The organism is Agromyces chromiiresistens, from assembly GCF_029167465.1.
GTDB classification, from domain to species: domain Bacteria; phylum Actinomycetota; class Actinomycetes; order Actinomycetales; family Microbacteriaceae; genus Agromyces; species Agromyces chromiiresistens.
On record NZ_JARFNL010000004.1, the window covers coordinates 391,554 to 403,521 of the forward strand.

At 72.9% G+C, this 11,968-nt stretch carries 9 protein-coding genes; 2 read left to right on the forward strand and 7 right to left on the reverse strand.

Annotation, left to right across the window (positions count from 1 at the left end; translation table 11 throughout):
* Positions 1 to 18: 18 nt before the first annotated feature.
* Positions 19 to 1,188, reverse strand: coding sequence for a 23S rRNA (uracil(747)-C(5))-methyltransferase RlmC (gene rlmC, locus PX701_RS09245; RefSeq protein WP_275506109.1), 1,170 nt, complete (start codon positions 1,186 to 1,188; stop codon positions 19 to 21).
* A 276-nt stretch (positions 1,189 to 1,464) separates the two neighbouring features.
* Here rlmC and PX701_RS09250 point away from each other — a divergent pair, with 276 nt between their 5' ends.
* Positions 1,465 to 3,375: an NAD(P)-binding protein gene (locus PX701_RS09250; RefSeq protein ID WP_275506110.1), complete on the forward strand. Its 1,911-nt coding sequence runs from the start codon at positions 1,465 to 1,467 to the stop codon at positions 3,373 to 3,375.
* A gap of 43 nt (positions 3,376 to 3,418) precedes the next feature.
* Here the strand turns inward: PX701_RS09250 and PX701_RS09255 are convergent, their stop codons facing one another.
* Positions 3,419 to 4,099, reverse strand: coding sequence for a flavin reductase family protein (locus tag PX701_RS09255; RefSeq protein WP_275506111.1), 681 nt, complete (start codon positions 4,097 to 4,099; stop codon positions 3,419 to 3,421).
* A gap of 120 nt (positions 4,100 to 4,219) precedes the next feature.
* Here PX701_RS09255 and PX701_RS09260 point away from each other — a divergent pair, with 120 nt between their 5' ends.
* Complete coding sequence (locus tag PX701_RS09260) at positions 4,220 to 4,780, forward strand: DUF402 domain-containing protein (protein ID WP_275506112.1); 561 nt, start codon at positions 4,220 to 4,222, stop codon at positions 4,778 to 4,780.
* A gap of 24 nt (positions 4,781 to 4,804) precedes the next feature.
* On the opposite strand, the gene PX701_RS09265 is transcribed toward PX701_RS09260, so the two are convergent.
* From PX701_RS09265 to kdpB, 5 genes are all read right to left on the reverse strand, one after another.
* Positions 4,805 to 5,614: an LLM class flavin-dependent oxidoreductase gene (locus PX701_RS09265; RefSeq protein WP_275506113.1), complete on the reverse strand. Its 810-nt coding sequence runs from the start codon at positions 5,612 to 5,614 to the stop codon at positions 4,805 to 4,807.
* A gap of 256 nt (positions 5,615 to 5,870) precedes the next feature.
* Positions 5,871 to 6,566: a response regulator transcription factor gene (locus tag PX701_RS09270; protein WP_275506114.1), complete on the reverse strand. Its 696-nt coding sequence runs from the start codon at positions 6,564 to 6,566 to the stop codon at positions 5,871 to 5,873.
* Positions 6,563 to 9,085, reverse strand: coding sequence for a DUF4118 domain-containing protein (locus tag PX701_RS09275; protein ID WP_231428857.1), 2,523 nt, complete (start codon positions 9,083 to 9,085; stop codon positions 6,563 to 6,565). Before PX701_RS09275 ends, PX701_RS09270 begins: the two co-directional genes overlap by 4 nt.
* A gap of 4 nt (positions 9,086 to 9,089) precedes the next feature.
* Complete coding sequence (gene kdpC, locus PX701_RS09280) at positions 9,090 to 9,704, reverse strand: potassium-transporting ATPase subunit KdpC (RefSeq protein WP_231428856.1); 615 nt, start codon at positions 9,702 to 9,704, stop codon at positions 9,090 to 9,092.
* Between the two features lie 18 nt (positions 9,705 to 9,722).
* A complete protein-coding gene (gene kdpB, locus PX701_RS09285; RefSeq protein WP_275506115.1) occupies positions 9,723 to 11,966 on the reverse strand; it encodes a potassium-transporting ATPase subunit KdpB in 2,244 nt (747 codons plus the stop codon).
* Positions 11,967 to 11,968: the final 2 nt, after the last annotated feature.

An 11,968-nucleotide genomic window follows, 5' to 3' on the forward strand; every position in this document is an offset into this window, starting at 1 on the left:
GAGACCGGCGGCATCCGGTCAGCGCCGCCCGAGCAGCACCATCACCTCGAAGTGCGTCGTCTGCGGGAACATGTCGAACACGCGCGCCCGCACCGGCCGCAGCGACGGCATCGCCGCGAGGTCCTTCGCGAGCGAGGCGGCGTTGCAGCTCGAGTACAGCACGTGCGACACGTCGGATGCCTCGAGCCAGTGCGCGAGCTCGGGGCCGATGCCGCGCCGGGGCGGATTGACGATGACGAGGTCGGGGGCGTCAGCGGGCTGCGCGCGAAGCGCGAAGTCGGTCGCGTCGCCCGCGGCGAACCGGAGGCGTGAGAGCGCGGCATCCGTTCTGCTCAACTCGGCGCTCGCGACCGCCTCGACGCTCGTCTCGATGCCCGTGACCGCAGGGCCCGCGCCGTCGGCCGAGCCCGCGGTGCTCGCCGAGCCGGCTGCGCCGGCGATGTGCAGGGCGAACCCGCCGACGCCCGAGTAGAGGTCCCACGCCGAGTCGGGGGCGAGGTCGCGGATCCAGGTGCGGGCCTCGGCGTAGAGCGCGGCCGCGATCGCGGTGTTGGTCTGGAAGAAGCTCTGCGGGCGCAGGTGCATCGTCACGTCGTTGAGCCGCATCGGCAGTGTCTCGGCCTCGGTGAGCACGATCTCGTGCTCGCCCTCGAGCACCGCCTTGTGCTCGGGCAGCACGTTCGCGGTCACGACGCGCGCGTTCGGCAGCTCGGCGAGGAGCGTCGGCAGGTGCTTGCGGATGCGGGCGACCGGCTCGGTCGAGCGCAGCACGAAGCGCACCATGAGCTCGCCGTCGGGCGACTCGGTGACGATGAGGTGCTTGAGTTCGCCCGAGCGACGGCGTACGTCGTACGGAGTGATACGGGCGAGGGTGATGAAGCGGGCGAGCACGGGGAACGCCGCCCGGTGGCCGTCGGAGCAGATGCCGCACGCCTGCAGGTCGATGCCGTAGCCGTCGGCGTCGAGGATGCCGATCGTGGGAGCGTCGACCGTGCCGCCGACGACCATCTTCGCCTTGTTGCGGTAGGCGTCCTCGCGACTGGCGACCGGCGGCTCCCAGTGGCCGACGCCGAACGGCGCGAGCAGCGCTTCGGCGTGCGCCTGCTTGTCGGCGAGTTGGAGGTCGTACCGTCGGCCCATGAGCGCGCACGAGATACAGCGCCCGGCGTCGAAGTACGAACAGTCCACGGGTTCAATCCTCGCATCCGGCCCGCCCGCGCCGGGATGTCGAGCGAACGGACGGGACATGCGGGCGACGACGATCCGCGCGGCATCGCGGCTGCGTCGCCGCTGCGGATTCCGTCGGATCGCCGGTCGGCGACAGACGAGTTCGACCGATTTCGCAGATTGTTCAACGAAATCCTTGACCCTCGTCGAACCCGCTCGTTAGCCTGCGGACACGCGGGGCCACGGGCTCGCGGACATCGGACGACGCAGACGAAGTGGACGACGAAGGGGTCTGACATGGCGAAGCACGGAGATGAAGAACTCGGGATGTCGGCGGGCATCAGCCGGCGCGACCTGCTCAACGGCATGGCCGTCGCGGCCGGCGCGGCGGCGCTGACCGCGGTGCCCGGCGGGGCGGCGCACGCCCAGGCGGGAGGCGGGCATGCGGCGGCGAGCCGGCCGCGGCAGACGGGGCTCGTGGGGCAGACCGACTCGGCTCGACAGGCCGGGCACGGCGCGACGTTCGGCGGCGCCGACTTCGGCACGCCCAAGCGCACGGGGGAGGCGTACGACCTCGTCGTCGTGGGCGGCGGGGTGAGCGGGCTCGCGGCCACCCACTTCTACCGCAAGCGGTTCGGTGCCGAGGCGCGCATCCTCGTGGTCGAGGCGCTCGCCGACTTCGGCGGCCACCAGCACCGCAACGAGTTCTCGGTGCGCGGGCGCACCCTGCTCAGCAACGGCGGAATGGTGAACCTCGACAGCCCCGACACCTGGAACGCGCCGTCGCTCGAGCTCATGGACGACCTCGGCATCGACTTCGCGGAGCTCGCGGAGGGCGTCGACACCGGCCTCTACGGATCGATGGGGCTCACGAACGGCTACTTCTTCCCCGAGGAGTCGTTCGGCGCCGACACCTTCCTGCGGCGGGCGCCGGGAGAGTCCACCGCGTCGCTCGTGTCACGCCTGCCGCTCTCGCAGCAGGCCCGCGACGACATCATGCGCATCGAGACGTTCGACGACGACGTGCTGCCCGGGCTCAGCGATGCCGAGAAGAAGCAGGCGCTCGCCCGCATGACCTACCGCGAGTACCTGCAGAACCTCGTCGGCGTCGGCGACGAGGCCCTCGTCTACTACCAGAAGCGCCCGCACGGCCTGTGGGGCGCCGGTATCGAGGCCGTGCCCGCCGGCGACTGCTGGGGCGTCGGCTATCCGGGCTTCGGCGGCCTCGGGCTGAGCCCCGAACCGTATCCCGGCATCGGCCGGACGCCGGCGATGTCGCTCACGACGACCGACGAGGAGCTGTACTACTTCCCCGACGGCGGCGCGACCGTGTCGCGACTGCTCGTCTCTCGGCTCGTCCCGCAGGCGTTCGGCGGCGTGCAGACGCAGGAGAGCATCATCGGCGCCTCGGCCAACTACGCGCTGCTCGACCACCCGAAGTCGCCGGTCCGCATCCGCCTCAACAGCATGGCGACCGCCGTGCGCCACCGCGCCGGGACGAGCGGGCCGATCGACGTCGACTACGTCAACGGCGGCACGGCGTACCGGGTCGAGGCGAAGCACGTCGTCATGGCGTGCTGGAACGCGGTCTCGTCGTACATCGTCGACGGGTTGCCCGCCGAGCAGGTCGAGGCGATGCGCTACGGCGTGAAGGTGCCGCTCGTCTACGCCCGCGTCGCGGTGAAGAACTGGACCGCGTTCGCCGACGCCGGCGTCTCGCGGGTCACGCCGTACAACCACTTCTGGGACAGCCTCGGCCTCGCCACCCCGACCGACCAGGGCGGCTACCGGTCGGCGCGCGACCCCGAGGAGCCGATCGTCGTCACGCTGTCGAAGACGCCGAACCTGCCGGGCGAGCGCATCACCCGCGACCAGCACAAGGCCGGTCGCCGCGAGCTGCTGCAGGTGACGTTCGCGGACTTCGAACGAGACATCCGCGATCTCATGCAGCGCTCGCTCGGCGGCTTCGGGTTCGAGGCGAAGCGCGACATCGCTGCGATCACCGTGAACCGCTGGTCGCACGGCTACGCCTACGAGTACAACTCGATCGCCGACCCCGCGATCTTCGGCCCGCTCGAGCAGCAGCCGTTCCAGGCCGCGCGTCGTCGGCACGGCAACATCACGATCGCGAACTCCGACGCCCAGGCGTTCGGCTACACGCACGCCGCCGTCGACGAGGCGAGCCGCGCGGTCGCCGAGCTGAGCTGACGGGATGCCTCGCGGCTGAGCCCGCCGGTGCGCGCCCGCGGGCTCAGCCGCGGTACCACTCCTCGTCGATGCTCGCGAGGCGCGACGGCATCGTCTCGTCGCCGAGTCCGAAGAACCGCTGGAAGTTCATCATGAGGGGCCGCCAGCGCCCGGGGTCGATGCGGTTGGCGTGGCCGGGCATCCGCAGCGACTCGACCACGTGCACACGGGTGATGCCGAGTTCGACCGCCAGCAGGCTCGCCTCCGCCGGGGTCGCCGTGCCGCCCATCGGGTGGATCGTGACGACCCGCCCCTCCAGGTGCACGGGGAACTCGGCCACGCGCGGGGGCGCGACCGTCTCGGCCGCGATCGGCCGCACACCCGCTTCGGCGAACTTGTCGCGCACGTGCCGGTAGCCCGCCGCAGCCTTTCGGTCGGGGACCGGACTGCGGCCGGTCGTGAGGGCGAGCCGGTCGACCGCGTCGACGCCGGCGATCGAGGGCAGGTTGATCACCGCCTCGCCGTTCGCCAGGAGATTGCGGCCCGTCTGGCTGCGCGCCGCGACGCCGAGCATCGCGGTCTGGCCGAGCCACCACACCGACGAGTTCGGCGCGAGATTCGGATGCCCCTCCTCGTCGACGGTCGAGAGCAGCGACACCTGGCTGCCGAAGTAGAGGATCGCGGGCGAGATCGGCGCATGCCGGGTGCCATGCGCGTGGGCGTCGAGCGAGGTCACGGTTCCCATGGGCGGCCTTCCTGGTCTGGGACTCCAGCCTCGCGGGCCGCGCACCGGGTGTCCGGCGAGTTCCGGACATGGCGTCGGCGGCGCCCGCGCCCGGGTTCTCCCCGGCGCTACGGTGGTCGGATGGACGTCCCATCGATGACCGGGCGCCGGTCGGGCGACACCGTGCGCGTGCGTGCAACGAAGTGGGACGGCTCGCCGCACTGGGCGTTCGACGGCGTCTGGCTCGGCGCCGACCAGCACGGCGAATGGATCGGCTTCCCGCCGGGCACGCGATTCGCGCGGCCGGGCGCGGAGTTCACGGCCGACTGGCCGTCGCTCACGCTCGTCACGCCGGCGGGATGGGTGCCGGCCTTCAACCTCGGGCATCCGCGCGGACTCGGCACCTACGTCGACCTCGCCACGGTGCCCGAATGGCGCGCGGATGCCTCGGGCTTCACGGTCGCGTACGTCGACCTCGACCTCGACGTGGTCGAACGCGACGGCGAGGCTGCGTTCATCGACGACGAGGAGGAGTTCGCCGAGCATTCGGTGCGCTTCGGCTACCCCTCCGAGCTCGTGGCGCGGGTGCGTGCCGACGCCGACGGGGTGCTCGGGGCGGTGCGGCGCCGCGAACCGCCGTTCGACGGCGCGACCGCGGCGGCGTGGTTCGCCGCGCTCGCCGCACTGCCCGCGTTCGGATAGCGCCGCGGCGGACGTCGGCAGCCGTCAGCGGCCGGCGAGCCTCGCGACGAGCGGGCCGAGCACGGCGGCGTGCTCGTGCGACATCGTGACGTACGAGACGCCGGCGACCTCCCGCAGCCGCTCGAGGTGGGCGGCGTCGCGGTCGACGTCGCCCGAGAGGAGGGCCGCCGCGTCGGCCTCGCGCAGCCCTTCGGGCGTCAGCCCGAGCCGCGTCGACAGCCACTCGGGCAGGGACTCGCCCACGCCGGCGACCTGCAGCGCGATCTCGAGGTCGGCGCCCGCCCGATCCCGGGCGCGGGTCGCGAGCGCGGCCACCTCGTCGACCGTCGCGGTCGGCGGCACGGCGAGGGCGAGCGTGCGCGCATGGGCGCCGGCGAGGCGCAGCATCCGGTCGCCGTTGCCCGCGATCACGACCGGCAGGTCCGGCAGCTCGGCGTGCACGGCGATCAGCACCCGCTCGACCGCGTCGACGCGCCGGCCGGGCGCACCCCAGTCGACGCCGAGCCGGAGGGCGTCGTGCTCGCCGCCGGTGCGCCCCGCGCCGAGGCCGAGCTCGAATCGCCCGCCCGCGAGCTCGTGCAGGGTCGACGCCCCGCGTGCGACGGCAGCCGCCGACCGCAGGGGCGCGGCGAGCACCCACGTGCCGAGGTGCAGCCGCTCGGTCGTCGTCGCGGCGGCCGCGAGTGCGAGGAACGGGGAGGCGGTACCGAGCGTGTCGGGCACGAGCAGCGACGAGAAGCCCGCCTGCTCGAGCTCGCGCGCAGTGGCGCCCCAGACGGCTGCCGTGCCGCGTCGCCCGACGACGGCGCCGAATCGGAAGGAGTGGTCGGTCATGCCTCGATCCTGCGCGAGCCGCGCCGGCCGCACATCCGCCCGGCGGCGACACTGCGCGTACTCCGTCGGAGGTAGGGCGCGGGTGACGAGCGGCGGCGGGTTCGCATCACTGGTCGTGTGGTCGTGTGGCCGTGTGGCCGTGTGGCCGTGTGGCCGTGTGGCCGTGTGGTCGGGTTCACCGGAGGGACGATCCCAGCTGGTCGGGCGGGGATCAACGCGCGATCCGGCGGGTGCGCTGCCGACGACCCGACGTCGCCTACGGCTCGAAGCGGTACCCGAGGCCCGGTTCGTTGAGGAAGTGGCGGGGCTCCGACGGCACCGGCTCGAGCTTGCGCCGCAGCTGCGCGACGTAGAGCCGCAGGTATCCGGCGTCGTTCGCGTGATACGGGCCCCACACCTCGCTCAGCAGCATCTCGCGCGTGAGCAGCCGCCCGGGGTGCTTGAGGAACAGCTCGAGGAGCCGCCACTCGGTCGGCGTCAGGCGAACGGATGCCTCGCGGCCGCCGCCCTCGGATGCGACGGGCCGCACGACCCGGGCGGCGAGGTCGACCTCCAGCTCGCCGACCCGATGCACGGCCGCCCCGTCGCCGTCGTCGGCCGGCCGGCGCGAGCGCGCACGGATGCGGGCGAGGAGCTCGTCCATCGCGAACGGCTTCGTGACGTAGTCGTCGGCACCGGCGTCGAGCGCCTCGACCTTCTCGCCCGAGTCGGTGCGCCCTGACAGCACGAGGATCGGCACGCTCGACCACGCCCGAACGGCCCGGATCACGTCGATGCCGTCGACCTTCGGCATGCCCAGGTCGAGCAGGATGAGATCGGGGTGCCCGTTGGCCGCCTGGTCGATGGCCTCGGCGCCGTCGCGCGCGTGCAGCACGTCGTACCCCCTCGCGGCGAGCGTGATGCGCAGGGCGCGCTGCAGCTGCTCGTCGTCGTCGGCGAGGAGGATCCTCATCGCGCCTCCTCGGGTGTCGCGGGTGGGCGGGCGTCGCGGTCGGCGGTCACGGCCGGCAGGGTGACCACCATCGTGAGTCCACCGCCCGGTGTGTCCTCGACCTCCAGTGTGCCGTCCATGCCCTCGACGAACCCCTTCGACAGGGCGAGTCCGAGTCCCAGCCCGGTCTCGTTGTCGGTGTCGCCGAGCCGCTGGAACGGGGTGAACACCTCGTCGCGGCGCTCGGGCGGGATGCCCGGACCCCGGTCGACGATGCGCAACTGCACGTGACCGCGGAATCCGGACGCCGCGAGCCGCACCCGCTCGCCCACGGGGGAGTGCCGCACCGCGTTCGCGAGCAGGTTCACGACGACGCGCTGCAGCAGGCCCGCGTCGGCGAGCAGTTGCGGCGCATCGTCGGCGAGATCGAGTTCGACCTCGCCCGGCCCGAGCCCGAGCTCGTCGAGTGCGGGGAACACGACGTCGGCCGCCTCCACCGGTGCGAGCCGCACCGCGAGCGCCCCGGCCTGCACGCGGCTCACGTCGAGCAGGTTCGTGACGAGCTCGGCGAGCGAGTCGAGGCTCTCGGCGGCCGTGTCGAGCAGCTCCTGCCGCTCGTCGTCGGGCAGCCGTACCTCGGCCGACCTCAGCGCGCTGATGGCGGCCGAGGCAGAGGTGAGCGGTCGTCGCAGGTCGTGCCCGACCGCGGCGAGCAGCGCCGAGCGCACCCGGTCGGTCTCGGCGAGCGCGTCGGCGGTCTCGGCGGCACGGGCGAGCGCGCCGTGCTCGAGGGCCGCATCCATCTGGGTGGCGATGACCTGCAGCAGGCGCCGCTCCGAGGTATCGGGGTCGTGTCCGTGCAGCTCGAGCACGGCGCGGTCGGCGATGGGCAGCAGCGTGACGCGGTCGTCGTTCGAGGGCTCGCCGTCGGCGACGACCGGCTCGCCGTCGACCAGGAGCCGCACGCCCGTCAGACCGAACGCCTCGCGCGTGCGGGTGACCATCGCCTGCAGGGCGTCCTCGCCGCGCAGCACGCTGCCGGCCATGGTCGCGAGCATCTGCGACTCGGCGGCCGCTCGCCGCGCCTCTCGGGTGCGGCGGGCGGCCTGGTCGACGACGTAGCTCACGAGCAGCGCGTTGGCGACGTAGAAGACGAGGGCCAGCAGTTGGCGCGGCTCGGCGATCGTGAGCGTGTAGAGCGGTTCGATGAAGAGGAAGTTCAGCGTGAGGCCCGAGAGCACGGCCGCGAACAGGGCCGGCCAGATGCCGCCGATGAGTGCGACGACGATGACGAGCAGCTGGTACGCGAGCACGTCGCTCGTGATCGACGACTCGGTGTGGAAGCGCGTCAGCACCCAGCTGAGCAGCGGCCCCGCGACGAGCGCCACGACGAATCCCATCACGAGCCGCGTGCGGCCGAGCGCGCCGCGCGCGAGCCGGGGCAGCGAGACCGCAGCACCGGCTGCGGCGTGGGTCACGATGTGCACGTCGATGTCGCCGGACTCGCGGATCACCGTCGCGCCGATGCCCGGCGGTGAGAACGCGGCCGCGAGGCGCGACCGGCGGCTGACGCCGATGACGAGCTGCGTCGCGTCCATCGACCGCGCGAACTCGACGAGCGCACGCGGCACGTCCTCGCCGACCACCTGGTGGAACGTGCCGCCCAGCTGCTCGACGAGCGTGCGCTGGGCGTCGAGCGCGCCGGGATGCCTCGCCCGCATGCCGTCGGGGTTCGTCACGTGCACGGCGATGAGCTCGCCGCCCGACGCGCGGGCGGCGATGCGGGCGCCGCGGCGCAGCAGGGTCTCGCCCTCGGGTCCGCCCGTGAGCGCGACGACGACGCGCTCGCGCGCCTCCCACTTGCGGTCGATGCCGTGCTCGGCCCGGTACTTCTTGAGCGCCTGGTCGACCTCGTCGGCGAGCCACAGCAGCGCGATCTCGCGGAGCGCGGTGAGGTTGCCGAGCCGGAAGTAGTTCGACAGCGCGGCGTCGATGCGCTCGGCGGGGTAGACGAGGCCGCCCGAGAGCCGGTCGCGCAGGGCCTGCGGCGACAGGTCGACGACCTCGACCTGGTCGGCGGCGCGCAGCACCCGGTCGGGGATGGTCTCGCGCTGCGGCACTCCCGTGATCTGCAGCACGACGTCGCCGAGCGACTCGATGTGCTGCGTGTTCACGGTCGAGACGACGTCGATGCCGGCGTCGAGCAGCTCCTCGACGTCCTGCCAGCGCTTCGCGTGGCGCGAGCCGGGGGCGTTCGTGTGGGCGAGCTCGTCGACGAGGGCGACCTCGGGCCGGCGCGCGAGCACCGCGTCGAGGTCCATCTCGTCGAGGGTCACGCCCCGGTGCTCGATCGCGCGTCGGGGCACGATCTCGAGCCCCTCGGCCATGTCGGCGGTCGCGCGCCGCCCGTGCGTCTCGACGAAGCCGACGACGACGTCGTGCCCCTCGCCGACGAGTCGCCTGCCCTCCTCGAGCATGGTGTAGGTCTTGCCGACGCCGGGAGCGGCACCCAGCAGCACCCGCAATCGCCCCCGCTTCATGTGGTCAGTCTCCCACCAGCGCTGCGAGCGCGAGGTTGAGCTCGAGCACGTTCACGGTCTCGTCGCCGAGGTAGCCGAGGTCGCGCCCCTGCACGTGGGCGTCGACGAGCTTCGCGACCTCGGCCTCGGGCAGACCGCGCACCTCGGCCACGCGGGCGACCTGCCGGCGCGCGTACTCGGGACTGATGTGCGGGTCGAGGCCCGAGCCCGAGGCCGTGAGGGCGTCGGCGGGCACCGCGTCGGGCGAGACGCCGTCGGCCGCGGCGACCCGCGAACGGCGCTCGCCGATCGCCGAGACGAGGTCGGGGTTCTCGGGGCCGAGGTTGCTGCCGCTCGACGCGCCGCCGTCGTAGCCGTCTCCGGCCGCCGACGGTCGGGGCTGGAACCACCCGGGCAGGGGCGCGCCCGAGGCATCCGCGAACGATTGCCCGATGAGCGACGAGCCGACGACCTCGCCGGCGGCGTCGTGCACGAGCGAGCCGTTCGCCCGGGCGGGCAGGGCGAGCTGGCCGATCGCGGTGACGAGTGCGGTGTACGCGACGCCGAGCACGAGGGTGAAGACGAGCATCGCGCGGAGCGCGACCCAGTGGGTGCGGAGGGTGGTGCGGGTGGAGGCCATGCGAATGTTCCTTTCGGCCTAGAAGCCCGGGATGAGGCTGATGACGAGGTCGATGAGCTTGATGCCGATGAACGGGGCGATGATGCCGCCGAGTCCGTAGACGAGCAGGTTGCGGCTGAGGATCGAGCTCGCGTCGCCGGGCCGGTACTTCACGCCGCGCAGTGCGAGCGGGATGAGGAAGACGATCACGATCGCGTTGAACACGATCGCCGACAGCACCGCCGACGCGGGGGAGTGCAGTTGCATGAGGTTGAGCGCCTCGAGTCCCGGGAACACGCCCGCGAACATCGCCGGGATGATCGCGAAGTACTTCGCGACGTCGTTCGCGATCGAGAACGTCGTGAGCGCACCGCGCGTGATGAGCAGCTGCTTGCCGATGCGCACGATGTCGATGAGCTTCGTCGGGTCGCTGTCGAGGTCGACCATGTTGCCGGCCTCCTTCGCGGCCGACGTGCCGGTGTTCATCGCGACGCCGACGTCGGCCTGCGCGAGCGCGGGAGCGTCGTTCGTGCCGTCGCCGGTCATCGCGACGAGGTTGCCGCCCTCCTGTTCGCGGCGGATCAGCGCGAGCTTGTCCTCGGGGGTGGCCTCTGCGAGGTAGTCGTCGACGCCCGCCTCGGCGGCGATGGCCTTCGCGGTCAGCGGGTTGTCGCCCGTGATCATGACGGTGCGGATGCCCATCGCGCGCAGCTCGGCGAACCGCTCGACGAGGCCGTCCTTCACGATGTCCTTGAGGTGCACGACGCCGAGCAGACGCGGTGCCGACCCCGGCTCGTGCACCGCGACGACGAGCGGGGTGCCGCCGCCGGCCGAGATCGCGTCGACGCGCCGGGCGAGTTCGCCGGCCGTCGCACGGTCGATCGGGGCGGATGCCTCGACCCAGGCCGTCACGGCCGAGCCCGCGCCCTTGCGCAGGATCGTGCCGTCGGCCAGGTCGAGCCCCGACATGCGGGTCTGCGCGGTGAACGGCACGACCTCGCCCTCGGGCGCCGCTTCGAACCGGTCCCCACGCCCACTCCACGCATCGCTGGCGCGCTGCGCGGAGCCTCGGGGCGCGGGGGCCCAGCCGCGGCTTGCGGCGAGCTCGACGATCGACGACCCCTCGGGGGTGGGGTCGGCGAGCGAGGCGAGCGCCGCCGCCCGCACGAGCTCGGCCTCGTCGATGCCGGGCATCGGCACGAACTCGCTCGCCCGGCGGTTGCCGTAGGTGATCGTGCCGGTCTTGTCGAGCAGCAGCGTGGTGACGTCGCCCGCGGCCTCGACCGCGCGGCCAGACATCGCGAGCACGTTGCGCTGCACGAGGCGGTCCATGCCGGCGATGCCGATCGCCGAGAGCAGGGCGCCGATCGTCGTCGGGATGAGGCACACGAGCAGGGCGACCAGCACGGTGATGCTGACCGGCGACGCCGCGTACGAGGCGATCGGGTTGAGCGTGAGCACGACCACGACGAACACGATCGACAGGCTCGCGAGCAGGATGTTCAGCGCGATCTCGTTCGGCGTCTTCTGCCGGGCGGCGCCCTCGACGAGGGCGATCATGCGGTCGACGAAGGTCTCGCCGGGCTTCGAGGTGATGCGCACGACGATGCGGTCGCTCAGCACCCGGGTGCCGCCCGTCACGGCAGAGCGGTCGCCGCCCGACTCGCGCACGACCGGTGCCGACTCGCCCGTGATGGCCGACTCGTCGACCGAGGCGATGCCCTGCACGATGTCGCCGTCGCCCGGGATGAGCTCGCCGGCCGAGACGACGACGAGGTCGCCGAGCCGCAGGTCCGCCGACGAGACGTCGGTCGGGGCGCTGCGTTCGGCCAGGGCGTCGGACACCTCGTCGGACGCGTCGACGCGGTGTGCGATCGTCGACATGCGGGTCTTGCGCAGGGTGTCGGCCTGCGCCTTGCCCCGGCCCTCGGCGACCGCCTCGGCGACGTTCGCGAAGATCACGGTCAGCCACAGCCAGGCGGCGATCGCCCAGGTGAAGCTCGGCGGCACGGCGCTGCCGCCAGAGGTGCCCGGCCCCCCGAGGAAGGGCTCGGCGATCGCGAGCGCCGTCGTCAGCACGGCGCCGGCCTCGACGAGGAACATGACGGGGTTGCGCCACATCTGCCGCGGGTCGAGCTTGCGCAGCGCGCCCGGCAGGGCGGTGACGAGCTGGCGCAGACCGAACGGGGCCTTCGGCCTCGGGTGCGGGTGCGGGTGGTGCTCTTCGGTCGCGCCGGCGGAGGCCGAGGCATCCGAACCGTGCGAGGCGGTGGTGAGCGACATGA

Bases quoted from the DNA above. Each gene is read 5' to 3' on its own strand.
- PX701_RS09250 (WP_275506110.1), top strand. From the start codon at position 1,465: ATGGCGAAGCACGGAGATGAAGAACTCGGGATGTCGGCGGGCATCAGC.
- PX701_RS09255 (WP_275506111.1), bottom strand. From the start codon at position 4,099: ATGGGAACCGTGACCTCGCTCGACGCCCACGCGCATGGCACCCGGCAT.
- PX701_RS09260 (WP_275506112.1), top strand. From the start codon at position 4,220: ATGGACGTCCCATCGATGACCGGGCGCCGGTCGGGCGACACCGTGCGC.
- PX701_RS09265 (WP_275506113.1), bottom strand. From the start codon at position 5,614: ATGACCGACCACTCCTTCCGATTCGGCGCCGTCGTCGGGCGACGCGGC.
- PX701_RS09270 (WP_275506114.1), bottom strand. From the start codon at position 6,566: ATGAGGATCCTCCTCGCCGACGACGACGAGCAGCTGCAGCGCGCCCTG.
- PX701_RS09275 (WP_231428857.1), bottom strand. From the start codon at position 9,085: ATGAAGCGGGGGCGATTGCGGGTGCTGCTGGGTGCCGCTCCCGGCGTC.
- kdpC (WP_231428856.1), bottom strand. From the start codon at position 9,704: ATGGCCTCCACCCGCACCACCCTCCGCACCCACTGGGTCGCGCTCCGC.
- kdpB (WP_275506115.1), bottom strand. From the start codon at position 11,966: ATGTCGCTCACCACCGCCTCGCACGGTTCGGATGCCTCGGCCTCCGCC.